The organism is Sphingomonas sp. ASV193 (assembly GCF_040203355.1).
In the GTDB taxonomy this organism is placed as follows: domain Bacteria; phylum Pseudomonadota; class Alphaproteobacteria; order Sphingomonadales; family Sphingomonadaceae; genus Sphingomicrobium.
Genome location: NZ_JBEHBW010000003.1, coordinates 110,479 through 134,191, shown reverse-complemented (window position 1 = coordinate 134,191; position 23,713 = coordinate 110,479). Strand labels below are relative to the sequence as shown.

Sequence of the window (23,713 nt, the reverse complement as noted above, 5' to 3'; positions counted from 1 at the left end):
CAAAGCCCGTTACACCTTCCCCCGTCATTCAGCGAAGCGCCGATCAAAGGCGTTCGAACACCAGGGGAAGTCATCACATGAATCTGGTCCTGCTCGCCATCGGGTGCGGCGTCATCGCCCTCATCTACGGCATCCTTACCAGCCAGCAGGTGCTTCGCGCGCCCGCCGGCAATGCGCGCATGGTCGAGGTCGCGGGCGCGATCCAGGAAGGCGCGGCGGCCTATCTTCGCCGCCAGTACACCACCATCGCCATCGTCGGCGTGGTCGTCGCGGCAATCGTCTTCTTCTTCCTCGGCGGCCTTAGCGCCTCGGCCTTCGTGACCGGCGCGGTGCTGTCGGGCGTGGCCGGGTTCATCGGCATGAACATCTCGGTCCGCGCCAACGTGCGCACCGCCGAGGCGGCGCGAACCGGGCTCCAGGCCGGCCTTACGGTGGCGTTCCGATCGGGCGCGGTGACCGGCATGCTGGTCGCCGGGCTCGCGCTGCTGGCGATCGCGGTGCTGTTTTACGTGCTGGTCGGGCCGATGGGCCTCGCCCCGAACGATCGCAAGGTCGTGACCGCGCTGACCGCGCTGGCGCTCGGCGCGAGCCTCGTGTCGATCTTCGCTCGGCTTGGCGGCGGCATCTTCACCAAGGCCGCCGACGTCGGCGCCGACCTGGTCGGCAAGGTCGAGGCGGGCATCCCCGAGGACGACCCCCGCAACCCCGCCGTCATCGCCGACAACGTCGGCGACAACGTCGGCGACTGCGCGGGCATGGCCGCCGACCTGTTCGAAACCTATGTCGTCACCGTCGGCATCACCATGGTCAGCGTCGCGCTGGCGGTCGGCGCCTCGCCGTTGCTGCTGCCGCTGATGAGCCTGCCGCTGCTGATCGGCGGGGTGTGCATCATCACCTCGATCATCGGCACCTACATGGTGAAGCTGGGCGCCAAGGAATCGATCATGGGCGCGCTCTACAAGGGCTTCTGGACGACCACGATTCTCGGCGCGGTGGCGATCGTCGGGGCGGCGTGGTTCGCGTTCGGCGGCAACCTGAACCAGGAAATCGCGACCTCGGGCGGGCTCGCCTTCCCGGCGTGGAACCTCGTCTACACCAGCATGGTCGGCCTGGCGGTCACCGCGCTGATCGTGTGGATCACCGAATATTACACCGGCACCAACTATCGCCCGGTCAAGTCGATCGCCGCGGCGTCGCAGACCGGCCACGGCACCAACGTCATCCAGGGACTCGCGATCAGCCTCGAATCGACCGCGCTGCCGACGCTGGTGATCATCGCCGGGGTGATCGTCAGCTACCAGCTGGCGGGGCCGCTCGGGGTCGCTTTCGCGGCCTCGGCGATGCTCGCACTGGCCGGGATGGTCGTCGCGCTCGACGCCTACGGTCCGGTGACCGACAATGCCGGCGGCATCGCCGAGATGTCGGGACTGGAGGACGAGGTGCGCCACCGGACCGACGCGCTCGACGCGGTCGGCAACACCACCAAGGCGGTGACCAAGGGCTATGCGATCGGTTCGGCCGGCCTTGCCGCGCTGGTGCTGTTCGGTGCCTACACCGCCGACCTCAAGGAGTTCGGCAGCCAGATCGGCGTCACCAGCGACCTCGACAAGCTGTTCAGCCTCAACAACCCCTATGTCATCGTCGGGCTGCTGCTCGGCGCGCTGCTGCCCTACCTGTTCGGGGCGATGGGGATGACCGCGGTCGGCCGCGCCGGCGGCGCGGTGGTCGAGGAAGTGCGCGGCCAGTTCCGCGACAATCCGGGGATCATGGACGGGACTTCGCGCCCCGATTACGCGCGGACCGTCGACCTCGTCACCAAGGCGGCAATCCGCGAGATGATCCTGCCCTCGCTCCTGCCGGTGCTCGCCCCGATCGTCGTCTATTTCGTGATCGGCGCGGTGGCGGGCAAGGACAACGGCCTCGCCGCGCTCGGCGCGCTGCTGCTCGGCGTGATCGTCAGCGGGCTGTTCGTCGCCATCTCGATGACCTCGGGCGGCGGCGCGTGGGACAATGCCAAGAAATATATCGAGGACGGCAATTTCGGCGGCAAGGGCAGCGAGGCGCACAAGGCCGCGGTGACCGGCGATACCGTCGGCGATCCCTACAAGGATACCGCCGGACCGGCGGTCAACCCGATGATCAAGATCACCAACATCGTCGCGCTGCTGCTGCTCGCGGCGCTGGCGGGTCACGCGGCGATGTGATCGCAGTACAGATCGAAGCCTTGAACGAGGCCCCGCCGGACCCACTTCCGGCGGGGCCTTTTCATTGCGCCCGGGAGACCCGACCATGACCCACGCCATCCGCATCCACCAGACCGGCGGCCCCGAGGTGATGCAATGGGAAAAGGTCGAGGTCGGCGCGCCGGGCAAGGGCGAGGTGCGGATCGCGCACAAGGCGGTCGGGCTCAACTATATCGACGTCTATCACCGCACCGGCCTCTACCCGCAGCCGCTGCCCGCGACGCTCGGCACCGAAGGGGCGGGCGTCGTCGAGGCGGTCGGCGAGGGGGTCGAGGGGTTGAGCGTCGGCGACCGGGTCGCCTACGCCGGGCCGATCGGCGCCTATGCCGAGGCTCGGCTGATCGCCGCCGACCGGCTGGTCAAGCTGCCCGACGCGATCGCTTTCGATACCGCCGCGGCAATGATGCTGAAGGGCATGACGGTCGACATGCTGCTCAACCGCGTCCGCCAGACGAAGGCGGGCGAGACGATCCTGGTCCACGCCGCGGCGGGCGGGGTCGGGCTGATTCTCACCCAATGGGCCAAGGCGATCGGGGCGACGGTCATCGGCACGGTCGGCACCGAGGAAAAGGCCGCGCTCGCCAAGGCGCACGGCTGCGACCATGTCATCCTGTTCGAACAGGGCGACTGGGTGGTCGAGGTCGCGAAGCTGACCGACGGGAAAAAGGTACCGGTAGTCTATGATTCGGTCGGCAAGGCGACCTTCCTCAAGTCGCTCGACGTGCTCGCCAAGCGCGGGATGCTGGTGAGCTTCGGGCAGGCGTCGGGCGCGGTCGAGCCGTTCCCGCCGGGGCTGCTCGCGCAGAAGGGCTCGCTGTTTCTCACCCGCCCGACGCTGTTCGACTATATCGCCGAGCCCGACGAACTTCGCGCGTCGGCGCAGGCGCTGTTCGACATGGTGACGAGCGGCAAGGTCAAGATCGACATCGGTCAGCGCTTCGCGCTGAAGGACGCGGCCGAGGCGCACCGCGCGCTCGAAGGGCGCAGGACGACCGGGTCGACGGTGCTGACGGTTGGCTGAATCCGTCCGCCTTCCCTTTGGTACCGTTCGTCGCTAGAGAGCCGCGACTATATTCGAGCGGACAAAGGAATTGCATGGCCAAGGAAGAACTTCTCGAGATGCGCGGGCGGGTGGTCGAACTGCTGCCCAACGCGATGTTCCGCGTCGAGCTCGAGAATGGTCATGAAATCCTCGGCCATACCGCCGGCAAGATGCGCAAGAACCGCATCCGCGTGCTGACCGGCGACGAGGTGCTGGTCGAGCTGACCCCTTACGACCTGACCAAGGGCCGCATCACCTATCGCTTCATGCCCGGCCGCGAGCGCCCGCCGGGGTATTGATGAAGCTGGTGCTGGCGTCGGCCAGTCCGCGCCGGCTCGACCTGCTCGCGCGGATCGGCGTCGTTCCCGACGCGGTCGACCCCGCCGACATCGACGAGGAACCCGCGGCGGGCGAACTGCCGCGCCCGCACGCGCTGCGGCTGGCCGAGGAGAAAGCGGCGGCGGTCGCGGAGCGTCATCCCGATGCGCTGGTGCTGGCGGCCGACACGGTGGTCGCGGTCGGGCGGCGAATCCTGCCCAAGGTCGAGGACGAGGCGACGCTACGCCGATGCATGGCGCTGCTAAGCGGACGGCGGCATCGGGTGCTGACCGGGGTCGCGCTGGCCGTTCCGGGCGGCAAGCGCCGATCGCGGCTGGTCGAGACGATGATCGCGATGAAGCGGCTGAGCGCGGAAGAGATCGACTTTTACGCCGGGCATGGGGAGTGGCGAGGCAAGGCGGGGGGCTATGCGCTGCAGGGCTATGGCGAGGTCTATGTCCGCTACATCGCGGGCAGCTATTCGAACGTCGTCGGGCTGCCGCTCGCCGAGACCCGGCACCTGCTGAAAAGCGCGGGCTACGATCTTGCCTGATTGGGTGATCGAGCGCGGGATCGGCGAGACCCGCGCGGCGCGGATCGAGAATGGCGAGATCGTCGAGGCGCGGGTGCGACGCGACGGCGTAACGCCAGCCGGGACGGTGCTCGAGGCCAAGCTGGTCGCGGTCGCGCCGCGGGTCACGGTCGAGGCGGGCGGGGAGCAATTCCTTCTGCCGCGCGGGGTCAGCGGGGTGAGCGAGGGCCGGTCGCTGGTGGTCGAGGTGACCCGCGAGGCGCTCGGCGGGCGCGAGCCGTGGAAGCGCGGGCTGGCGCGGGTGACCGACGAGACGCCGCGCGCCGCGCCGCCGCTGGCCGAGGGCAGCGACGGCGTCATCGAGGGTTGGGACGAGCTGGTCGAGGAGGCGCGGTCGGGGATCGTTCGCTTCGACGGCGGCGAGCTGCGGATCGAGCCGACCGCGGCGATGACGATGATCGATATCGACGGCTGGCTGGTCCCCGACAAGCTCGCGCAGATGGGGGCGTGGGCAGCGGCGCGGGCGATCGCGCGGCTCGACCTCGGCGGATCGACCGGGATCGATTTTCCGACGCTGAGGGGCAAGGCCGAGCGGCAGGCGGTCGACGCAATCCTCGCCGACTATCTGCCGACCCCGCATGAAAGGACCGCGAGCAACGGCTTCGGCTTCGTCCAGGTCGTCCGGGCCCGCGCGCGCGCCTCGCTGGTCGAGCTGGCGGCGGATCGCGCGGCGTTCGAGGCGCGGGCGCTGCTGCGGCGTGCCGAGCGCCATGTCGGCGCGGCGACGCTCATCGCGCACCCGGCGGTGATCGCGGCGATCGCCCCGGCGTGGGTCGAGCCGCTGCAGCGGCGGATCGGCGGCACCGCGACCTTGCGGGCCGACCCCGCGCTCGCCATGTCGGGCGGGCATGTCCACTAAGAATTGCCCGCTGTGCGGCCAGCCGCCGTCGCCCGACCACGCGCCCTTCTGCAGCCGCGGCTGCAAGGACCGCGACCTGCTGCGCTGGCTCGACCAGGGATACCGGATCGCCGGGCCGCCCGCCGATGCCGGGCTCGACGGCGGTGGGCTGGACAGCGAGGGGAGCCACCGCTAGGGACGCCTTCGCCCGCCCGGCCACGTGCCGGACAACGGTGCGCCCGGGTAGCTCAGTGGTAGAGCAGACGACTGAAAATCGTCGTGTCGGTGGTTCGACTCCGCCCCTGGGCACCACCGTTTCCGCTTAAAGTGACCATCCGGGGGATGGTCACGCGGAAATGGTCCCGAAGGGCAGCCGGACGCGGAAATGGTCCCGACGCGTGAGCGAAGGGCAACCGCAACCCTGCAACAGGTATTCTGGCCGCAGTCTCAAGGCCGAAGATCGCTTGCCCTTTGCCAAAATATCATCAACAGGCGGCGGCGACCGCCACGGTCTTCCGGTCGGGCCGCGCGGCGACATGCCGGGTTAAGGCGCAAAAGGTGATGAACAGGCCCGGCGAGCGGGGCATTTTTCCGACCAATCGCTCGCGCCGACGTTCGATAATCCCGACACCGGTGTTGGCCAGGAGAGTAGATCGTGAAGGGTATCATTCTGGGCGGCGGACGCGGGACCCGCCTTTTCCCGGTGACGGCGGCGACCAACAAGCAGCTGCTCCCGATCTACAACAAGCCGATGATCTACTATCCGCTGTCGGTCCTGATGCTGGCCGGCATTCGCGACATATTGATCATCACCAATCCCGAGCATGAGGAGTCGTTCCGCGCGCTGCTGGGCGACGGCAGCGCATTCGGTGTCAGGCTCGACTATGCCATCCAGGAGCGGCCCGAGGGGCTCGCGCAGGCGTTCATCATCGGCGAATCCTTCATCGGCGACGACAGCGTCTGCCTCGTGCTGGGCGACAACATCTTTTACGGGCAGGGCTTCACCGACACGCTGCGCGAGGCGTCGGCGCGGTCGGTGGGCGCGACGATCTTCGGCTACCTCGTCAACGATCCCGAGAATTTCGGCGTGGTCGAATTCGATCGCGACCAGCGCGCGGTGTCGCTTACCGAAAAGCCGAAGGAGCCCAAGAGCCGCTACGCGGTGCCGGGCCTCTATTTCTTCGACAACCAGGTGATCGAGATCGCGAAGGCGGTGAAGCCGTCGGCGCGCGGCGAGCTGGAGATCACCAGCGTCAACCAGGCCTATCTCGACCGCGGCGAGCTTCATGTCGAGCTGCTCGGGCGCGGTTTCGCCTGGCTCGACACCGGCTCGTTCGACAGCCTGCTGAGCGCGTCGCACTTCGTCGAGACGATCGAGTCGCGGCAGGGGGTCAAGATCGCCTGTCTCGAGGAGATCGCGTTCGACCAGGGGTGGATCACCCGCGACCAGCTCGAGCGCCGGGCCGACGAGCTGAGCAGCAGCAATTACGGCTGGCGAAGGAGAACGGCATCGACCAGGGCCGGTGCGAGCTGCTCGAGCTCGACGTCGTCTTCCTGAACGGCGCCGCGACGGACTAGGCCACCGGGATCTGGCTGGCCGGTCGCCCGTCGCCGCGCTTCACACCACGAAGCTGAACGTCAGCACGTCGTAATCGGCGACCTTGGTGCCGTCGGCCCGCTGCGCCGGGACATAGCGGACCTTGCGGCGGACCATCAGGCAGATCGCATCGTTGATCTCGGGCGAGGCAAAGGCGCTGATAACCCGGCATTTCGCGATCTTGCCGGTCGCGTCGATGTTGAGCCACGTCGTCATGCGGCTTTCCTTCATCGCCCGCAGCGCCGCGGTCGGATAGTCCTCCGAGGTGAAAAACCGCGACGGCTGGGCGGCGGGATGCGCACGAACCGCGATCGACGCCTCGACCGCCGGATCGATGCCCCAGTCCGGCAGGCTGTCGGTCGTGCATTTCTCGAGCGTCTGGAGCGGCTTGTCGAGCGGGCCGGTGTTCAGCGACACGGGCGAGGTCCACAGGCCATCGAACCGGACCGAGGTGACTTTCGCGGCGCGCGCGTCGAACAGCGCGTCGTTCGCCTCCCGACGAGGGGCCGGCGGGACCGACCAGTCGGTCGCCGCAAAATCGCGCCCGCGATCCGAGAGGTCCGCCTTCGTCATGCCCGGATAGCCGTTCGCCACGTCGGCTTCCATCTGCGCCTTTTGCTGCGCGGGGGTGAGCAGGCCGTAACGCCCGTGTCCGAACCGGTTGAACCAGTAGACCGCCTGAGTCCCATCCTCGTTGCCCTTGTCCGCCTCGCCGAACGGCAGGCGCACCCCGAGCGGGTCGAAGGTCAGCGTGTTCGGGGCGGTGCGGGGCGGCTCCTGGCCCAGGCGAAAGACGGGCGGGATCGAGCTGACCATGTTGTTCGAATGAACGCCAGGGCCGATCAGCATGATCGAGCGGGCGCCGTGCGGTTCGACCTGTTCGACGACCAGGCGAAGATAGGCCTTGCCCTGCCCGAAGCCGCGGATCAGCCGACAGCTGTTGTCGGCATAGTCGACCACCCAGGGCGAGGTCGGCTCGAGCAGGGGCGGCGGCCCGGCGGTCGCGAGGGGCGGCAGCGACAGGGCCGCCATCATGCCAACCGTGACGAATCGACGAACCGTCATATCTTCCCCCCAACGAATTCGGCCGCGGGAGGCTAGTCGCAACGACGGCGAGTGCAAACCGCCGTTGGTCGAAGGGCTACAGCTTCTCGGTCAGCTCGGGCACGATCTTGAACAGGTCGCCGACCAGGCCGATGTCCGCGACCTGGAAGATCGGGGCTTCCTCGTCCTTGTTGATCGCGATGATCGTCTTGCTGTCCTTCATCCCGGCGAGATGCTGGATCGCGCCCGATATGCCGACCGCCAGATAGACTTCGGGGGCGACGATCTTGCCGGTCTGGCCGACCTGGTAGTCGTTCGGGGCATAGCCCGCGTCGACCGCCGCGCGGCTGGCGCCGACGCCCGCGCCGAGCTTGTCGGCGAGCGGGTCGATCAGGCGGTGGAATTCTTCCGAACTGCCGAGCGCGCGGCCGCCCGAGACGATCACCTTCGCGCTGGTCAGCTCGGGGCGCTCGGACTTGCTGAGCTCGGCGCCGACGAACGACGCCTTACCCGAGGCCGCGCCCGCGTCGACCGCCTCGATCGTTCCGCTGCCGCCGGTCGCCGCCGCCTTGTCGAAGGCGGTGGTGCGGACGGTGATAACCTTCTTGGCGTCCTTCGAGCGGACCGTGGCGATCGCGTTGCCGGCGTAGATCGGGCGGGTGAAGCTGCCGTCCTCCTCGACGCTGAGGATGTCGCTCAGCTGCATCACGTCGAGCAGCGCGGCGACGCGCGGGGCGATGTTCTTGCCGAAGGTCGTGGCCGGGGCGAGGAAGGCGTCGTGGCCGGCCATCAGCGCGGTCGCGACCGGGGCGACGTCCTCGGCGAGCTGGTGCTCGAGATGCGCGCCGTCGGCGACATGGACCTTGCCCACGCCCTCGATGGCCGCGGCGGCGTCGGCGACCGCGCCGACATTGGCCCCGGCGACGAGCAGGTGGACTTCGCCGAGCTTCGCGGCGGCGGTGACGGTGGCGAGGGTCGCGTCCTTGATCGACGCGCCGTCATGTTCGACGAGAACCAGCGTCTTCATGTCAGGCAACTCCCATCGACTTGAGTTTGGCGACCAGCTCGTCGACCGAGCCGACCTTGATCCCGGCGGTGCGCTTGGGCGGCTCGCTGACCTTGAGCGTTTCGATCCGCGGCGCGACGTCGACCCCGTAGTCGCCCGGCGACTTCACCGCGAGCGGCTTCGACTTGGCCTTCATGATGTTGGGCAGCGAGGCGTAGCGCGGCTCGTTGAGGCGAAGGTCGGTGGTGACGATCGCCGGGGTGGCGAGCTTCACCGTTTCGAGCCCGCCGTCGATCTCGCGGGTGACACTGACGTCGCTTCCGGCGACCTCGACCTTCGAAGCGAAGGTGCCCTGCGGCCAGCCGAGCAGCGCGGCGAGCATCTGCCCGGTCTGGTTGCTGTCGTCGTCGATCGCCTGCTTGCCGAGGATGACGAGGCCGGGCTGCTCTTCCTCGACGATGCCCTTCAGGATTTTCGCCACCGCCAGCGGCTCGACCACCTCTTCATCGGTCTGGACGAGGATCGCGCGGTCGGCGCCCATCGCGAGCGCGGTGCGGAGCGTTTCCTGCGCCTTGGCCGGACCGATCGACACGACGACGATCTCGGATCCCGCGCCCTTTTCCTTGAGGCGAATGGCTTCCTCGACCGCGATCTCGTCGAACGGGTTCATGCTCATCTTGACGTTGGCGAGGTCGACCCCGCTGCCGTCCATCTTGACCCGCGGCTTGACGTTGTAATCGATCACCCGCTTGACGGCGACGAGGGCTTTCATGAGCTTCTCCCGTGAGTTCTTTGCTCGGCATGACAGCCGTGGGATCGGCAATCTAAGCGCTGGCGAGTGGCACTTACATATCCGCCTACGGCAGGGCAACGTGGCGCATGAAATCGCAATGCGCCTTTAGCGTCTTGTGCAGCGGCGCCGCCGGCACACCAAGCTGGATCAATCCAATTTCGATACCCGCCTTACGTGCATGCTTCATGGCCGGAATCATATCTGTATCAGCCGAGACAAGAAGCACCCGATCGATGCTTCGGTTTTCACAGAATGTAGCAATGTCGAGGCCGATTCGCATATCTACGCCCTTCTGCTCAAAGATGGGGGCGAAATCCGCATCCGTTAGCTGAGCCCCCGCAATCGGCGTATTTTTGGGCTTCCACCCTCTGAAGCCGAGCGTACCTCTTCGTACAGCAAACCTCTCACGGGTAGCCAACTCATTTAGCCATGCATCATTCGACTGGAAGTTTGTTTCGTTGCCGGAAACAGGGAGGGTTACCTTCCCTCGATATTGCGGCGAATCATAATAATAAACCCGGAACTTATATTCTGCGGCGTCAAAACAAAGAGCACTGAAAGACTCGATGAACGTGTTGTCGTAATTTTTCGCAGCCTTCTTCGCGCAAACTCTTAGATGGCCACCATCAATTAGCAGACTAGTTTTCACAGATTTTTGCCCCAAATGCCAAAAGACCCCCGCGAATTTCTTCGCAGGGGCCCAGGATGGTCGCCTCAAGGTGAGGCGTCAAGTATTTGGTGCAATCCCCTTGCGGATCGATCACCGGTTTGTCAACGAAAAAGTTGATTATACGTTCCGGAAGGCACTTTCGCTGACTAGGTTCAGGCCGCCTGATTCACTTCGGCGACGATCTTGCGCGCGGCGTCGCCGAGGTCGTTAGCGGCGACGATCGGCAGGCACGAATTGGCGAGGATCGCCTTGCCCGCCTCGACATTGGTGCCTTCGAGCCGCACGACCAGCGGGACGCCGATGTTCACCTCGCGCGCCGCCGCGACGATGCCGTCGGCGATGATGTCGCACTTCATGATCCCGCCGAAGATGTTGACGAGGATGCCCTTCACCGCCGGATCGCTCAAAATGATCTTGAACGCCGCGGTGACCTTTTCCTTCGACGCGCCGCCGCCGACGTCGAGGAAGTTGGCGGGGAAGGCGCCGTTCAGCTTGATGATGTCCATCGTCGCCATCGCGAGGCCGGCACCGTTGACCATGCAGCCGATGTCGCCGTCGAGCTTGATGTAGGCGAGGTCGTACTTCGACGCCTCGATCTCCATCGGGTCTTCTTCGGTCAGGTCGCGCAGCTCGGCGAGGTCCTTGTGGCGGAACATGGCGTTCGAATCGAAGCCGACCTTGGCGTCGAGGACCATCAGCTTCGCTCCAGAGTCACCAGTGGCTTCGGTGATCGCCAGCGGGTTGATCTCGATCTGGCTGGCGTCGGTGCCGAGAAAGGCGTCGTAGAGCTTGGCCAGGACGTTGGCGCACTGCTTGGCGAGGTCGCCCGACAGGCCGAGCGCCGCCGCGACCTCGCGCCCATGGTGCGGCATCAAACCGGTCGCCGGGTCGATCGTGATGGTGGTGATCTTCTCAGGCGCGTCGTGGGCGACCGTCTCGATGTCCATCCCGCCCTCGGTCGAGGCGACCACCGCGATCCGCCCGCTCGCGCGATCGACCAGCAGCGCGAGGTAAAATTCCTTGGCGATGTCGACCCCGTCGGTGACGTAGAGTCGCTGGACCTGCTTGCCGTGCTCGCCGGTCTGGATCGTCACCAGCGTCCGCCCAAGCATTTCCTCGGCATGGGCGCGGACTTCGTCGATCGAGCGGGCGAGGCGGACCCCGCCCTTGGCGTCGGGCCCGAGTTCCTTGAACTTGCCCTTGCCGCGCCCGCCGGCGTGGATCTGCGCCTTGACCACCCACAGGGGGCCGGGCAGCGCCTCGGCGGCCTTGACCGCTTCGTCGACACTTACAGCGGCGTGGCCGGCGGGAACCGGGACGCCGAACTTGGCCAGCAATTCCTTGGCCTGATATTCATGGATGTTCATGGCCCGCGCCTAAAGCATGACTCGCGCGGGAAGGGAAGCTAGAGAACGAGACGTGAACGACGCGCCGCCCCGCAAGATCATCCACGTCGACATGGACGCCTTTTACGCATCGGTCGAGCAGCGCGACAATCCGGAGCTAAAGGGCAAGCCGGTGGCGGTCGGCGGCGGGCATCGCGGGGTGGTCGCGGCGGCAAGCTACGAGGCGCGGATGTTCGGGGTGCGGTCGGCGATGCCCTCGGTCACCGCGCGGCGACGCTGCCCCGACCTCATCTTCGTCAAGCCGCGGTTCGACGCCTACAAGGCGGTCAGCCAGCAGATCCGCGCAATTTTCGAGGACTATACCGACCTGATCCAGCCGCTGAGTCTCGACGAAGCCTATCTCGACGTCAGCGAGGACCGGCACAAGCTGGGCAGCGCGCGCGCGATCGCCGAGGCGATCCGGGGGCGGATTCGCGCGGAGACCGGGCTCACCGCCTCGGCCGGGGTCAGCTACTGCAAGTTCATCGCCAAGCTGGCAAGCGACCAGAACAAGCCCGATGGCCTGTGCGTTATCCCGCCGGGCAAGGGGGCGGCGTTCGTCGCGGCGCTGCCGGTCAAGCGATTCCACGGGGTCGGGCCGGTCACCGCCGCGAAGATGGAGCGGCTGGGGATCCTGACCGGGGCGGACCTCGCGAGCTGGCCGATCGAGCAACTCCGGGCGCATTTCGGGTCGAGCGCCGAATGGTACTGGCAGATCGCGCGCGGAATCGACGAGCGCCCGGTGCGGGTGAACGAGGGTCACAAGTCGGTCAGCGCCGAGCGCACCTTCGACGTCGACTATGTCGAGCCCGAAGACCTGCGCCGCGAGACCGCGCGGGTCGCGGGCCTGTCGTGGCAGCGGATCGCGCGCGCCGGGGTGCGGGGGCGGACGGTGACGCTCAAGGTCAAATTTGCCGATTTCCGGATCATCACGCGGTCGAAGAGCTTCGCCTTCCCCGTCCCCGATGAAAGCGCTTTCCTAGCCGCCGGACTGGCCCTTCTGGAAGGCGTTATGCCGGTCGAAAAAGGAATACGCCTGTTGGGGTTAGGGCTTCATTCGATGGTCGACGACGACCCCTCGGTCCCGGCGCAACTGGGACTCGAAATCTGAATCATTTTCTGTTATATAATCGTCATCAAGGCCGTCGCGGTCCGCGGCGGTCGAATCTTGCAGGACCTGATCTTCTTATCCGTGGGGCTTGACCGGGGGGTCGCCGTTTGGGGGGCGAAACGCGGCGCGTTGGCCTGACGGAATGTAAGATCGTTGGAGAAAGGTGTAAGAATGGCTGCGAAGGCGCTCAGCTTCGACGTTGGTGATTATGTGGTGTACCCCAAGCACGGTGTCGGCCGCGTGGTCGAACTCCAGAGCACCGAGATCGCCGGGACCCGGCTCGACCTTTACGTCCTGCGTTTCGAAAAAGAGAAAATGACGCTTCGCGTCCCCGTCGCCAAGGCGGACAGCGTCGGCATGCGCAAGCTGTCGAGCGACAAGACCATGAAGGACGCGCTCGAGACGCTGAAGGGCAAGCCCAAGGTCAAGCGTACCATGTGGTCGCGCCGCGCGCAGGAGTATGAAGCGAAGATCAACTCGGGCGACCTCACTTCGATCGCCGAGGTGACCCGCGACCTGTTCCGCGCCGACGACCAGCCCGAGCAGAGCTATTCGGAGCGGCAGATCTTCGAAGCCGCCTCGTCGCGCCTCGCGCGCGAGCTCGGCGCCATGGAGCAGACCGACGAGAAGGCGGCGCTCGCCAAGATCCACGACATCCTCAACAAGGCTGCCGCGATCCACAACAAGGCCAAGGAAGCGGCATAACGCCGTCGGCGGGACGGCACCTCGCCGCCTCCCGCCAGCACTAGGCTTCGGCCGTTGGTCGAAACGAAGGGCGTCTCCGTCGGAGGCGCCCTTCTTTTTGGTTGCAACACGGGCGCGGGTCACTGTATTAGTCGTGCAATACAGGAGGACCGTCATGAACCGTATCGTTGCCCTCGTCGCCGCGACCTCGTCGATCGCGCTAGGCGCCTGCCACTGGTCGAGCAAGGCGATGGAGCCGGGCCCCGACACCAGCCGCAACTATGCGCTGACCGGCTTTTCGAAGATCGCGGTGGCCGGGCCGTTCGACGTCAGGGTCCACCCGGCGGGGGCGGCGGGGGTGGTCGCGCACGGCGGACAGAACGTGCTCGACAACAGCGAGATCGAGATCAAGGGCGACACGCTGCTGATCAAGCTGAAGGACAATCTCGGCTTCCACTGGAAGGATCGGCCGACGGTGACCGTCGACGTCGGCGGCGCGCCCGCGCTGGCCGAAGCGAGCATCGCCGGGTCGGGCAAGCTCGCGCTCGACCAGTCGACCGCGTCCGCGTTCAAGGGCAATGTCGCCGGGTCGGGCGACCTCTCGATCGCCAGGCTCACCACGACGAGCAGCGATTTCTCGATCGCCGGGTCGGGATCGATCCGTGCCGCCGGGACCAGCGGGGAGGTCAAGGCCAACATCGCCGGGTCGGGCGACATCGATACCTCGGCGTTGCAGGCGCAGTCGGCCGACGCCTCGATCGCCGGGTCGGGCAATATCAAGGCGCACGCCAGCGGCACCGCGAAGGCGGCGATCATGGGATCGGGCGACATCGTCGTCACCGGCGGCGCGACCTGCGACAAGTCGAAGATGGGGTCGGGCACGATCACGTGCGGCTGAGCGCGATTGGCAATTGACGCTACAAATGTAGTGCGCTACAAATGTAGCGTCATTGATTGGAGGCTCCCATGCCGGTTCACGCCTTTCGCCTGATTGCCGCCGCCGCCCTCACCGCCTCGGCGACCGCCGCGCAGGCTGCCGCCGCTGCCACCCACGATTTTCCGGTCGTGGGCTTCCATGGCATCGGCGTCGCCGGTCCGTTCGAGGTGCGGGTCGTCACCGGCGCCGCGCCGCGCGTCACCGCGGTCGGCGACCCGGCGATGATCGAGGCGACGATCGTCGAGGTGCGCGACGGGACGCTCAAGATCCGGCTCCGCGATCACCCGCGCGGGCCGCGATGGGGCTATTCGCGCACCGTCTTCACCGTCGTCGCGCCGCGGCTCGACCATGCCGCCCTTGCCGGCGCGGGATCGCTCGCGATCGACCGGGTCGACAACGACTTCAGCGGGACGCTCGCGGGGGCAGGCACGCTCAGCGTCGACTCGCTGCACGCGCGGACCGCCCGGTTTGAAAGCGGCGGGGCGGGCAGCATCCGCGTCGCGGGCGCGGTCGACACGCTCTCGCTGTCGGACGCGGGATCGGGACGGATCTTCGCCGACCGCCTGGCGAGCCGCACCCTCGCGGCCAATGTCGCCGGGAGCGGGCAGGTCGCGGCGCGCGCCACGCAAAGCGCGAGCGTGTCGCTGGTCGGCAGCGGCTCGGTGCGGGTCGCCGGCGGCGCGCGCTGTTCGGTCACCCGGATGGGCAGCGGCTCGGTCGTCTGCGGCGCGACCGACTGACGGGCCGCTTCGGCGCGGGTGCGAACCATTTGTTAACCATGGATCGACGAGGGTGAGGCCATGCGCACCGCCCTCATCGTCGCCGCCGTCGCCGTGATCGTTGCCGCGCCCGTCAAGAGCGCGGACCGCAACTACAGCGTCACCGACTTCAACCGGGTCCGAGTCCAGGGGCCCTATGCGGTGACGATGGTCACCGGGGTCGCCCCATTCGCGCGAGCGAGCGGCGGGCAGGCCGGGCTCGACCGGGTCAACGTCGCGGTCGAGGGCCAGACGCTGGTGATCCAGTCGAGCCGGTCGTCGGGCAGCGGCGGCGACGATCGCCGTTCCGCCGGGCCCGTCACCATCGCGATCGGCACCCACGACCTCCAGCAGGCGATCGTCAGCGGGTCGGGCAGCTTGTCGATCGACCGGGCGCGCGGCCAGAAGCTGGTGCTCGGCGCGAGCGGCGCGGCGAGCCTGTCGCTCGCGAGCGCCGACGTCGACACGCTCGATGTCACCCAGCTCGGCGACGGCAGCGTCAAGCTCGGCGGCCGCGCCAATGTCGTCGTCGCGCGCGTCAGCGGGACCGGCGAGTTCGATTCGAGCGGGCTCAAGGTCGCCGACCTCACGCTCGGGGTCGCCGGATCGGCGAGCGCCCACGCCGCCGCGACCGACAAGGCCGCGATCACCGCCAGCGGCTCGGCGACCGTCGCGATCGACGGCAAGGCCGCCTGCACCGTCAAGGCCAATGGCTCGGCAACCGTCAGCGGATGCTGACCAAGCCAGTTGCGTCAGCGGCTGCTGACCAACCGATAGCGTCAGCGGCTGCTGAACTTTAGACCAGCATCAACGAAGCGAGTTTCCCGTAGAGCCGGGGCGGAAGCGCGGCGAGTCCGTCGCCCTCCCCGTCGCCCGTCGTCGGGGCCTCGGCCTCTTCGAGGTAGCGCCAGCCCTGGTGCGCGCGGCGCGGGATCGGCGCGACGACCTCGAGCTTCGCGCGGCAGACGATGTCGATCCGCCCGTCGCGGCGCTCGTCGAACCGCAAGATCTCGACCCGCCCGACGATGCGGTGCTTGACGATGTAATGGAGGTGCCCGCCGATGCATTCGGCGGCGCGTTTGGGCCGCATCCGCGTCGGGATCCGGATCTCGCCCGCCTCGGCCCACTTGTCGACCCGCCGCTGGAGCGTTTCGAGGCTGGCGCAGCTGAAGGCGACCTTGGTGAGACCGAGCGGCATCGCCCCCATCTGGCGGCAAAAGCCTACGCTTTCAACCGCTTAGGTCAGCAGGACCGAGGCGAGGCCGAGAAAGGTGAAAAAGCCCATGACGTCGGTCATGGTCGTCACGAACACCGCCGAGGCGACCGCCGGATCGAGGTTGGCCTTGTCGAGCGTCACCGGCACCAGGACCCCGACCAGCCCGGCGACGAGGCTGTTGATCAGCATCGCCAGCGCGAACACCATCGACAGGGTGGCGTTGCCGAGCACGAGGTAGCTGCCCACCGCCCCGACCAACCCCAGCGCGGCGCCGTTGGCGATGGCGATGCGGAATTCGCGGAACAACATCCACATCGTGTTCGAACTGGTCAGCTGGTTGGTCGCCAGCGCGCGCACCACCACCGCCAGCGTCTGGGTCCCCGCGTTGCCGCCGAGCGCCGAGACGATCGGCATCAGCGCGGCGAGGATCGCGTAGCGCCCGATCTCGCCCTGGAACAGCCCGACCACCGAGGCGGTGCAGATCGTCGCGGCGAGGTTGACCACCAGCCACACCACGCGGGTGCGGATGGTCATCGGCAGCGGTTCGTTGATGTCGCCTTCGCCCGCGCCCGACAGCAGGGTGATGTCCTCGCCCGCTTCCTGCTGGATGATATGGACGATGTCGTCGACGGTGATCATCCCGACCAGCCGCCCGGTCGGGTCGACCACCGCGGCGCTGATCAGCGCATATTTCTGGAAGCGGATGGCGACGTCTTCCTGGTCCATGTCGACCGGGATCAGCGTCTGCTTCCGCGCCATGATCTCGCTGACCGGGGTCTTGCGGGGGCTGCGCAGGATGGTCGACAGCTTGCAGGTGCCGACCGGGTGGTGCGACGGGCTGACCACGAACACTTCCCAGAAATCGGTCGCCAGCTCGTCGTCGGAGCGCAGATAGTCGATCAGCTTGCCGACGGTCCAATGCTCGGGCACCGCGATCAGGTCGCGCTGCATAAGCCGGCCGGCGGTCTCCTCGCCGTAGCTCAGCGCTTCCTCGACCGCGGCGCGATCGTCGGGCTCCATCGCGCGAAGGACGGCGCGCTGCTCGTCCTCCTCGAGGTCCTCGATCATCGCCACCGCGTCGTCGGTGTCGAGCTCGCCCGCGATCTCGGCGACCTGCTCGGGCGCCATTTCGTCGATCACGTCCTCGCGGACATGGTCGTTGAGCTCGGCATAGACGTCGGCGTCGACCATGCTGGCGAGCGCCTGGATGAGGTCGCCGCGCTCCTCGGCCGGGGCGATCTCGATGAGGTCGGCGATGTCGGCGGGGTGAAGCTCGCTGACCAGGCTTCGCGCCGCCTCGTCGTCGCCGTCGGCGACCGCGTCGAGCACCTCGCGAACGAAGCGCGGGCGGAGCCGGTTCTCCTCGTCGATCGGCTGGCTGTCGCTGGTCACCGGCAGGTCGGGTTCGGACAGCAGGGTGGCGAAGTCGTCGCGTTCGGCCATCGCACCCTCCCTCGCCGGTCGCGCCGCGCAGATCCGCGCGGGCGGGAACGTCCTATGCCCGCGCCCCGGCTGGCGCAACCCGCGCGCCCGCCCTACATGGGCGCGGATTGACAACCAAAGGACAAGTCCATGGCCGACGACACGCTGACCCTCACCCTTTCGACCGGCGGCGACGTCGTCATCAAGCTCCGCCCCGACCTTGCCCCCAAGCACGTCGAGCGGATCACCACGCTGGCGAAGGAAGGCTTTTACGACGGGGTCGTGTTCCACCGCGTGATCGACGATTTCATGGCGCAGGGCGGCGATCCGACCGGGACCGGCACTGGCGGCAGCAAGCTTCCCGACCTGCCCGCCGAGTTCAACGACGAGCCGCACGTGCGCGGCGCCTGTTCGATGGCGCGCACCGCCAACCCCAACAGCGCCAACAGCCAGTTCTTCATCTGCTTCGCCGACGCGCGTTTCCTCGACCGGCAATATACCGTCTGGGGCAAGGTCGAGAGCGGCATGGAATATGTCGACGCGCTGCCCAAGGGCGAGCCGGTCCGCGACCCGGGCAAGATCCTCAAGGCAACCGTCGGCTGATGGCCCGCACCCCCGCCGCGAGGCCGAAAAAGGCCGCGCCCCGGCCCGCCGCCGCGAAAAAGGCGGCGCCGCGCAAGGCGTCGCTGAAACCCGTCGCGGTGATTACCGGCGCGTCGGCGGGGCTGGGAGTCGATTTCGCCCGCCAGCTCGCCGCCGACGGCCACCGGCTGTTGCTGGTGGCGCGGCGCAAGGAGCGGCTCGAGGCGCTGGCGGCCGAGGTCGGCAATGCCCGCGCGCTCGCGCTCGACCTTGGCCAGCCGGGCGCGGCGGCGGCGCTGGTCGCCGATCTCGCGGCGCACGGCGAGCGGGTCGACATGCTGGTCAACAACGCCGGCTTCGGGCTGTGGGGGCGGTTCACCGAGCTGGGCGGCGCGCGCCAGCGCGAGATGATCGACCTCAACGTCGGCACGCTGGTCGAGCTGTGCCACGCGGTGCTGCCCGAGATGGTCCGGCGCAAGGAGGGCGCGATCCTCAACGTCGCCTCGACCGCCGCCTTCCAGCCGGGGCCGGGGATGGCGACCTATTTCGCGACCAAGGCGTTCGTCCTCTCGTTCACCGAGGCGCTTCACGAGGAAGTGAAGGCGAACGGGGTGCGGGTCAGCGCGCTCTGCCCCGGGCCGACCGCGACCGAGTTCGGGGCGGTCGCCGGGTTCACCGGCAACGGCGCGTTCGACAAGATGTCGGCGAAAAGCGAGGACGTCGTTACCGGCGGGCTCAAGGCGCTCGCGGCGAACAAGGCGGTGTTCGTCCCGGGCCTCGCCAACAAGCTCGGCGCGCAGGGCCATCGCTTCCTTCCGCGCGGGGTGCTGCGCAAGGTCACCGCGCTGATCAAACATTAGTAGCGAAAAAAAACTCGCATCTGCGTTTTTGCACTTGCGAAAAGAATTCCGCAGTGCAATAAGGTCCGTGCCTTTTCGAAGGCATCCTCTCCTGAATGATCCTAAGGGGTCGGGTGGCAACACCCGGCCCCCTTTTTTCGTCCCGGCCCGCCGCCATATGGGACCCGAACAGGGGCAGTCCCGTTGGACTGACCCGTAGCGAAGCTCCGCGCCCGCCGTTCGCGCAGGCGCGATTCGAGAGGAAAACGAGCGAATGGCCGAGGCCGAAACCCTGACCCGCCGCCTTCAGGTGGCGAACCTCAACCCCGCCGATTCGGGCCGCGGGATCGCGCGCCTGCCCTCGCGGCTGGCGAGCGAGCTGGGGCTGAACGAGGGCGACGTCGTCCAGATTATCGGCAAGCGCACCACCGTCGCGCGCGCGATCCGCCCCTACCCCGACGATGCGGGGCTCGAGATCATCCGCCTCGACGGGCTCCAGCGCGCCAACGCCGGGGTCGGATCGGGCGATTTTGTCGAGATCGAGAAGGCGACGTCCAAGCCCGCGACTCGAGTCGTGTTCGCCCCGGCGCAAGCCAACGTCCGGCTGCAGGGTTCGGCAGAGGCGCTTCACCGCAGCTTCGAGGGCCGCCCGTTCATGGAGGGCGACATCGTCGCCACCGCCGGGCATCAGCGGGTCAATGCCGACATGCCCGAGCATATCCGCCAGCTGCTCAACGCCCCGGCCTTCGCGCTTCAGGAAGTGCGGCTGACGGTCGCGTCGACCACCCCGCGCGGGATCGTCCACATCGACGAGCATACGCAGGTCGAGCTGCTCAGCGAATTTACCGCCAAGGACGGCGAGCGCCGCGCCGACGTCACCTATGACGACCTCGGCGGGATGGCCTCGACGATCGACGCGCTGCGCGAGATGGTCGAGCTGCCGCTGCGCCATCCCGAGCTGTTCCAGCGGCTCGGCGTCGATCCGCCCAAGGGGGTGCTGCTCCACGGCCCGCCCGGCACCGGCAAGACCCGGCTGGCGCGCGCGGTCGCCAACGAGAGCGACGCCAAATTCTTCCACATCGCCGGGCCCGAGATCATGGGATCGGCCTATGGCGAATCCGAAAAGAAGCTGCGCGAGGTGTTCGAGGAGGCGGCCAAGGCGGCCCCGTCGATCATCTTCATTGACGAGATCGATTCGATCGCGCCCAAGCGCGACCAGGTCAGCGGCGAGGCCGAGAAGCGGCTGGTCGCCCAGCTGCTGACGCTGATGGACGGGCTCGAGCCGCGCCAGAACCTCGTCGTCATCGCCGCGACCAACCGCCCCGAGGCGCTCGACGAGGCGCTTCGCCGTCCCGGCCGGTTCGACCGCGAGATCGTCGTCGGCGTTCCCGACGAGCCCGGTCGCCGAGAGATCCTCGGCATCCACACCCGCGGCATGCCGCTGGCGTCGGACGTCGGGCTCGACGACCTCGCGCGGCGGACCTACGGCTTCGTCGGCGCCGACCTTGCCGCGCTGACCCGCGAGGCGGCGCTCGAGGCGGTCCGGCGGCTGATGCCCAAGCTCGACCTGCAAAAGGACACGATCCCGACCGAGATCCTCGATTCGCTGTCGGTCCACGCCAGCGACTTCGAGGAAGCGCTGAAGCGGGTGCAGCCGAGCGCGATGCGCGAGGTGATGGTCCAGGCGCCGAATGTCCGCTGGGACGACCTCGGCGGGCTCGACGCCGCGCGCGACCGGCTGCGCGAAGGGGTCGAGCTGCCGCTCAAGCATCCCGCGGCGTTCAAGCGGCTCGGCATCCGCCCGGCCAAGGGCTTCCTGCTCTACGGCCCGCCGGGCACCGGCAAGACGATGCTGGCGAAGGCGGCGGCGCGCGAGAGCGAGGCCAATTTCATCGCCACCAAGTCGAGCGACCTGCTGAGCAAATGGTATGGCGAGAGCGAGCAGCAGATCGCCCGGCTGTTCGCCCGTGCGCGCCAGGTCGCGCCGACGGTGATCTTCATCGACGAGCTCGACAGCCTCGTCCCCGCGCGCGGCGGCGGGCTGGGCGAGCCGCAGGTGACCGAGCGGGTGGTCAACACCATCCTCGCCGAGATGGACGGGCTGGAGGAGCTCAACAACGTCGTCCTGATCGGCGCGACCAACCGGCCCAACCTGATCGACCCCGCGCTGCTTCGCCCCGGCCGGTTCGACGAACTGATCTACGTCGGCCCGCCCGACGAGAAGGGGCGGCGGCAGATCCTCGGCATCCACACGGCGACGATGCCGCTGGGAAACGACGTCGACCTCGATTCGCTCGCCGCGCGGACCGAGCGGTTCACCGGCGCCGACCTAGAGGACCTCGTCCGCCGCGCGGGCCTCACCGCGCTTCGTCGCGACCTCAACGACGCCAAGGTGACGATGGCCGATTTCGAGGTCGCGCTGACCGAGACCCGCGCGTCGGTGACCGAGGACATGCTCGGCGATTACGAGCGGATCCAGGACACGCTCAAGGCCGACGCGGTGCGCCCGACCGGCGGAATCGGCTTCGTCACGCCCGGAATGCTTCGCCCGCGCAGCAGCACGAAAGACTAGTCGAGCGCCTGGGCGCCCCATGCCGCGAGCGCGACCAGCCCCGCCAGCGACAGCGCGGCGGGGAGCGCAGGGGCGAGGTGGTAGGCGAGCATGGTCAGCGTCGGCGCGGCGACGTAGCTGATCCCGTTGGCGGCGGTGATCACCCCGGCGACGCTGCCCTGTTCGGTCAGCGGCACGGCAAGACTCGCCCCCGCCGTGAAGCCCGGGCGGGTGAAGCCGAAGCCGAGGCTGGCGAGCGCGAAGCCGAGCACGAGCCCGTAGAGGTCGGTTGCGGCGATGAGCACCGCGAAGCCGAGCGCGGCGATCCACGAGCCCCACAGGATCATCCGGCGCGGCGACAGGTCGAGCCGGGGGATAAGCCCCCATTGCGCGGCAAGCGTCGCGGCGGCGCCGGCCATCAGCACGATCGAGATCGGCCCTTCGGAGCCGAGCGGCGAGAGGCGGAGCCGGTCGATCACGAAAAAGCCGAGAAAGGTCAGCAGCGCCGCCTGCGCATGGCCCGCCGCGACCCCGGCGACGATCCAGCGGCGGATTCGTGGGTCGCGCCAGCGCATCGCGGGCTGGTCGCGCGGGCTGGTCGCCGCGACGACGCTCGCCCCGGTCGGGGTGGTCGCGGCCGACGGGTAGCTCATCGCCGCGCCGTGACCGCTGCGTCGGCCGTGGCGCGGGACGGTATCGTCGGGCAACCAGCGGCGGACCGCGATCCACACCGCCGCGCCGATTACCGCGAATCCGAAAAAGGGGCCGGGAAGCCCGAGCGGCGGGAAGACGAACAGGGGGGCGAGCGCGGGGCCGATCACCGTGCCGAGCCCGAAGCTCGACGACAGCGAGCTGAGCGCCGCGACGCGCCCGCTGCGCCGGGTCTTGCCGGCAAGGTAGGCCTGCGTCGCCGAGGGAGTGGCCGACCCGAACCCGCCGTAGATCCCGCGCGCCAGCCCGAACAGGACGAAGGCGAGGCCCGCGCCGACCCAGCCCGACAGCCCCGCCGCCAGCGCCAGCCCGCACAATGCCGACGAGACGACGAAGCCGCCGACTCCGACCAAGGTAAGCGCCTTTCGTCCGCGCCGGTCGCTGGCGCGCGCCCACCACGGCGCCATCACCACCCAAAGCACCGCCGACACCGTATAGGCGATCGCGACGACCACGTCGGGCATGTGCATCGCCCGCCCGATCGCCGGCATCACCGACTGGACCGCGGTATTGCCCGAGGCGGCGACGAGCATCGCCGCGAACAGCAGCAGGAAGTGCGGCGTCTTGAGCGCGGTGCCGCCGATGCGCGGCGTGCCGGGCTGGATGGGGCTCCGGGTCAGCACGGACCGTGCCTTAGGCTCGCCGGACCGAGCGGGGCAAGTCGGCTTGCCCTTGCCAAGCGCGCCGTCATTTGCGAACGCCGGCGGCTTACCGCGTCAGGAGCCCGGATTGAACGCCACCACCGCCCGCCATGCCAAGGCCCGCCTCGCCCGTCGCCGCGACCGGCGTTCGGGAAGCCCGAAATGGGCGTTCCTTCGCGGCTTCATCAAGCATCCGGTGATGGTCGGATCGATCATCCCGTCGAGCGGCAAGCTGATCGACCGGATGCTCGGCCCGGTCGACTGGAAGGCGACCCGCCTGTTCGTCGAATATGGCCCGGGCGTCGGCACCTTCACCCGCCCGATCCTCGACCGGCTCGGCCCCGACTCCAAGCTGGTGGTGATCGACACCAATGCCGAGTTCATCGACTATCTCAACGACGACATCGACGACGAGCGGCTGGTCGCGGTCCATGGCTCGGCCGCCGACGTCGAGAATATCGTCGCCGCGCAGGGTTTCGACAAGGCCGATTACGTGCTGTCGGGGCTTCCCTTTTCGACGCTTCCGCCGGGTGTCGGCGACGCGATCGGCGCGGCGACCGCGCGGGTGATCCGACCGGGCGGGGCGTTCCTCGTCTACCAGTTCAGCCCGAAGGTGAAGGACTTCATCGACCCGCATTTCGAGCGCATCGTGCGCGGGTTCGAATGGATCAACGTGCCCCCCGCGACGCTGTTCTGGGCCTATCGCGAGCCGGGCAAGACGAAGGCGGCCTAG

General features: G+C 68.1%; 24 protein-coding genes and 1 tRNA gene. 17 read left to right on the top strand and 8 right to left on the bottom strand.

Annotated elements, in window-relative coordinates; all coding sequences use genetic code 11:
* Nucleotides 1-77 precede the first annotated feature (77 nt).
* From ABDK56_RS06865 to rfbA, 8 genes are all read left to right on the top strand, one after another.
* Nucleotides 78-2,204, top strand: a complete 2,127-nt coding sequence (locus tag ABDK56_RS06865; protein ID WP_349807453.1) for a sodium-translocating pyrophosphatase — start codon at nt 78-80, stop codon at nt 2,202-2,204.
* An 85-nt stretch (nt 2,205-2,289) separates the two neighbouring features.
* On the top strand, nt 2,290-3,264 hold the full coding sequence (locus ABDK56_RS06860; RefSeq protein ID WP_349807452.1) for a quinone oxidoreductase family protein: 975 nt from the start codon (nt 2,290-2,292) through the stop codon (nt 3,262-3,264).
* A 74-nt stretch (nt 3,265-3,338) separates the two neighbouring features.
* Nucleotides 3,339-3,584: a translation initiation factor IF-1 gene (gene infA / locus ABDK56_RS06855; protein WP_037499034.1), complete on the top strand. Its 246-nt coding sequence runs from the start codon at nt 3,339-3,341 to the stop codon at nt 3,582-3,584.
* Nucleotides 3,584-4,156 (top strand): Maf family protein, encoded by a 573-nt coding sequence (locus ABDK56_RS06850; RefSeq protein WP_349807451.1) that lies wholly within the window; start codon nt 3,584-3,586, stop codon nt 4,154-4,156. The genes infA and ABDK56_RS06850 overlap by 1 nt, the downstream gene beginning before the upstream one ends.
* The gene (locus tag ABDK56_RS06845; protein ID WP_349807449.1) at nt 4,149-5,054 is read left to right on the top strand and encodes a ribonuclease; all 906 of its coding nucleotides are present in this window, start codon (nt 4,149-4,151) and stop codon (nt 5,052-5,054) included. The genes ABDK56_RS06850 and ABDK56_RS06845 overlap by 8 nt, the downstream gene beginning before the upstream one ends.
* A complete protein-coding gene (locus tag ABDK56_RS06840) occupies nt 5,044-5,229 on the top strand; it encodes a DNA gyrase inhibitor YacG (protein ID WP_349807447.1) in 186 nt (61 codons plus the stop codon). The genes ABDK56_RS06845 and ABDK56_RS06840 overlap by 11 nt, the downstream gene beginning before the upstream one ends.
* 41 nt (nt 5,230-5,270) lie before the next feature.
* A tRNA-Phe gene (locus tag ABDK56_RS06835) sits at nt 5,271-5,345 on the top strand.
* A 343-nt stretch (nt 5,346-5,688) separates the two neighbouring features.
* Entirely contained in the window at nt 5,689-6,591 is a 903-nt protein-coding gene (rfbA, locus tag ABDK56_RS06830; RefSeq protein ID WP_349807446.1) for a glucose-1-phosphate thymidylyltransferase RfbA, read from the top strand.
* A 60-nt stretch (nt 6,592-6,651) separates the two neighbouring features.
* Here the strand turns inward: rfbA and ABDK56_RS06825 are convergent, their stop codons facing one another.
* From ABDK56_RS06825 to sucC, 5 genes are all read right to left on the bottom strand, one after another.
* Complete coding sequence (locus ABDK56_RS06825; protein ID WP_349807445.1) at nt 6,652-7,695, bottom strand: energy transducer TonB; 1,044 nt, start codon at nt 7,693-7,695, stop codon at nt 6,652-6,654.
* A 76-nt stretch (nt 7,696-7,771) separates the two neighbouring features.
* A complete protein-coding gene (locus tag ABDK56_RS06820; protein WP_349807444.1) occupies nt 7,772-8,701 on the bottom strand; it encodes an electron transfer flavoprotein subunit alpha/FixB family protein in 930 nt (309 codons plus the stop codon).
* Between the two features lies 1 nt (nt 8,702).
* Nucleotides 8,703-9,452 carry an electron transfer flavoprotein subunit beta/FixA family protein gene (locus ABDK56_RS06815; protein ID WP_349807442.1) on the bottom strand — a complete coding sequence of 250 codons (750 nt, stop codon included), beginning with the start codon at nt 9,450-9,452 and terminating at the stop codon, nt 8,703-8,705.
* A gap of 85 nt (nt 9,453-9,537) precedes the next feature.
* Nucleotides 9,538-10,122: an NYN domain-containing protein gene (locus ABDK56_RS06810; protein WP_349807440.1), complete on the bottom strand. Its 585-nt coding sequence runs from the start codon at nt 10,120-10,122 to the stop codon at nt 9,538-9,540.
* Between the two features lie 173 nt (nt 10,123-10,295).
* The gene (sucC, locus tag ABDK56_RS06805) at nt 10,296-11,510 is read right to left on the bottom strand and encodes an ADP-forming succinate--CoA ligase subunit beta (RefSeq protein ID WP_349807439.1); all 1,215 of its coding nucleotides are present in this window, start codon (nt 11,508-11,510) and stop codon (nt 10,296-10,298) included.
* Between the two features lie 16 nt (nt 11,511-11,526).
* Between sucC and dinB the strand changes: the two genes are divergently transcribed.
* From dinB to ABDK56_RS06780, 5 genes are all read left to right on the top strand, one after another.
* A complete protein-coding gene (gene dinB / locus ABDK56_RS06800; RefSeq protein ID WP_502959274.1) occupies nt 11,527-12,639 on the top strand; it encodes a DNA polymerase IV in 1,113 nt (370 codons plus the stop codon).
* A 171-nt stretch (nt 12,640-12,810) separates the two neighbouring features.
* Nucleotides 12,811-13,344 carry a CarD family transcriptional regulator gene (locus ABDK56_RS06795; protein ID WP_349807436.1) on the top strand — a complete coding sequence of 178 codons (534 nt, stop codon included), beginning with the start codon at nt 12,811-12,813 and terminating at the stop codon, nt 13,342-13,344.
* 154 nt (nt 13,345-13,498) lie between these two features.
* The gene (locus tag ABDK56_RS06790) at nt 13,499-14,221 is read left to right on the top strand and encodes a head GIN domain-containing protein (RefSeq protein ID WP_349807435.1); all 723 of its coding nucleotides are present in this window, start codon (nt 13,499-13,501) and stop codon (nt 14,219-14,221) included.
* A 68-nt stretch (nt 14,222-14,289) separates the two neighbouring features.
* Nucleotides 14,290-15,000, top strand: a complete 711-nt coding sequence (locus tag ABDK56_RS06785; protein ID WP_349807434.1) for a head GIN domain-containing protein — start codon at nt 14,290-14,292, stop codon at nt 14,998-15,000.
* 60 nt (nt 15,001-15,060) lie between these two features.
* The gene (locus ABDK56_RS06780; protein ID WP_349807432.1) at nt 15,061-15,756 is read left to right on the top strand and encodes a GIN domain-containing protein; all 696 of its coding nucleotides are present in this window, start codon (nt 15,061-15,063) and stop codon (nt 15,754-15,756) included.
* Between the two features lie 58 nt (nt 15,757-15,814).
* Here ABDK56_RS06780 and ABDK56_RS06775 read toward each other — a convergent pair whose 3' ends face one another.
* Together ABDK56_RS06775 and mgtE are read right to left on the bottom strand one after the other, a co-directional pair.
* Nucleotides 15,815-16,216, bottom strand: a complete 402-nt coding sequence (locus tag ABDK56_RS06775) for a DUF1489 family protein (protein WP_349807430.1) — start codon at nt 16,214-16,216, stop codon at nt 15,815-15,817.
* Nucleotides 16,217-16,255: 39 nt separating this feature from the next.
* On the bottom strand, nt 16,256-17,677 hold the full coding sequence (gene mgtE / locus ABDK56_RS06770) for a magnesium transporter (RefSeq protein WP_349807429.1): 1,422 nt from the start codon (nt 17,675-17,677) through the stop codon (nt 16,256-16,258).
* A 129-nt stretch (nt 17,678-17,806) separates the two neighbouring features.
* On the opposite strand from mgtE, the gene ABDK56_RS06765 reads away from it, so the two are divergent.
* The 3 genes from ABDK56_RS06765 to ABDK56_RS06755 all read left to right on the top strand — a co-directional run bounded on the left by ABDK56_RS06765 (nt 17,807) and on the right by ABDK56_RS06755 (nt 21,649).
* Complete coding sequence (locus tag ABDK56_RS06765; RefSeq protein WP_349807427.1) at nt 17,807-18,259, top strand: peptidylprolyl isomerase; 453 nt, start codon at nt 17,807-17,809, stop codon at nt 18,257-18,259.
* The gene (locus ABDK56_RS06760; protein WP_349807426.1) at nt 18,259-19,098 is read left to right on the top strand and encodes an SDR family NAD(P)-dependent oxidoreductase; all 840 of its coding nucleotides are present in this window, start codon (nt 18,259-18,261) and stop codon (nt 19,096-19,098) included. Before ABDK56_RS06765 ends, ABDK56_RS06760 begins: the two co-directional genes overlap by 1 nt.
* A 253-nt stretch (nt 19,099-19,351) precedes the next feature.
* Nucleotides 19,352-21,649: a CDC48 family AAA ATPase gene (locus tag ABDK56_RS06755; RefSeq protein WP_349807425.1), complete on the top strand. Its 2,298-nt coding sequence runs from the start codon at nt 19,352-19,354 to the stop codon at nt 21,647-21,649.
* Here ABDK56_RS06755 and ABDK56_RS06750 read toward each other — a convergent pair.
* Nucleotides 21,646-22,962 (bottom strand): MFS transporter, encoded by a 1,317-nt coding sequence (locus ABDK56_RS06750; RefSeq protein WP_349807424.1) that lies wholly within the window; start codon nt 22,960-22,962, stop codon nt 21,646-21,648. The genes ABDK56_RS06755 and ABDK56_RS06750 overlap by 4 nt on opposite strands.
* 106 nt (nt 22,963-23,068) lie before the next feature.
* Here ABDK56_RS06750 and ABDK56_RS06745 point away from each other — a divergent pair, with 106 nt between their 5' ends.
* Nucleotides 23,069-23,713, top strand: a complete 645-nt coding sequence (locus tag ABDK56_RS06745; protein ID WP_349807423.1) for a class I SAM-dependent methyltransferase — start codon at nt 23,069-23,071, stop codon at nt 23,711-23,713.

Bases quoted from the DNA above. Each gene is read 5' to 3' on its own strand.
- ABDK56_RS06820 (WP_349807444.1), bottom strand. From the start codon at position 8,701: ATGAAGACGCTGGTTCTCGTCGAACATGACGGCGCGTCGATCAAGGAC.
- ABDK56_RS06850 (WP_349807451.1), top strand. From the start codon at position 3,584: ATGAAGCTGGTGCTGGCGTCGGCCAGTCCGCGCCGGCTCGACCTGCTC.
- ABDK56_RS06815 (WP_349807442.1), bottom strand. From the start codon at position 9,452: ATGAAAGCCCTCGTCGCCGTCAAGCGGGTGATCGATTACAACGTCAAG.
- ABDK56_RS06840 (WP_349807447.1), top strand. From the start codon at position 5,044: ATGTCCACTAAGAATTGCCCGCTGTGCGGCCAGCCGCCGTCGCCCGAC.
- ABDK56_RS06780 (WP_349807432.1), top strand. From the start codon at position 15,061: ATGCGCACCGCCCTCATCGTCGCCGCCGTCGCCGTGATCGTTGCCGCG.
- infA (WP_037499034.1), top strand. From the start codon at position 3,339: ATGGCCAAGGAAGAACTTCTCGAGATGCGCGGGCGGGTGGTCGAACTG.
- ABDK56_RS06785 (WP_349807434.1), top strand. From the start codon at position 14,290: ATGCCGGTTCACGCCTTTCGCCTGATTGCCGCCGCCGCCCTCACCGCC.
- ABDK56_RS06825 (WP_349807445.1), bottom strand. From the start codon at position 7,695: ATGACGGTTCGTCGATTCGTCACGGTTGGCATGATGGCGGCCCTGTCG.
- ABDK56_RS06755 (WP_349807425.1), top strand. From the start codon at position 19,352: ATGGCCGAGGCCGAAACCCTGACCCGCCGCCTTCAGGTGGCGAACCTC.
- ABDK56_RS06765 (WP_349807427.1), top strand. From the start codon at position 17,807: ATGGCCGACGACACGCTGACCCTCACCCTTTCGACCGGCGGCGACGTC.
- ABDK56_RS06790 (WP_349807435.1), top strand. From the start codon at position 13,499: ATGAACCGTATCGTTGCCCTCGTCGCCGCGACCTCGTCGATCGCGCTA.
- ABDK56_RS06760 (WP_349807426.1), top strand. From the start codon at position 18,259: ATGGCCCGCACCCCCGCCGCGAGGCCGAAAAAGGCCGCGCCCCGGCCC.
- ABDK56_RS06865 (WP_349807453.1), top strand. From the start codon at position 78: ATGAATCTGGTCCTGCTCGCCATCGGGTGCGGCGTCATCGCCCTCATC.
- sucC (WP_349807439.1), bottom strand. From the start codon at position 11,510: ATGAACATCCATGAATATCAGGCCAAGGAATTGCTGGCCAAGTTCGGC.
- ABDK56_RS06775 (WP_349807430.1), bottom strand. From the start codon at position 16,216: ATGCCGCTCGGTCTCACCAAGGTCGCCTTCAGCTGCGCCAGCCTCGAA.
- dinB (WP_502959274.1), top strand. From the start codon at position 11,527: ATGACTCGCGCGGGAAGGGAAGCTAGAGAACGAGACGTGAACGACGCG.
- mgtE (WP_349807429.1), bottom strand. From the start codon at position 17,677: ATGGCCGAACGCGACGACTTCGCCACCCTGCTGTCCGAACCCGACCTG.
- ABDK56_RS06860 (WP_349807452.1), top strand. From the start codon at position 2,290: ATGACCCACGCCATCCGCATCCACCAGACCGGCGGCCCCGAGGTGATG.
- ABDK56_RS06795 (WP_349807436.1), top strand. From the start codon at position 12,811: ATGGCTGCGAAGGCGCTCAGCTTCGACGTTGGTGATTATGTGGTGTAC.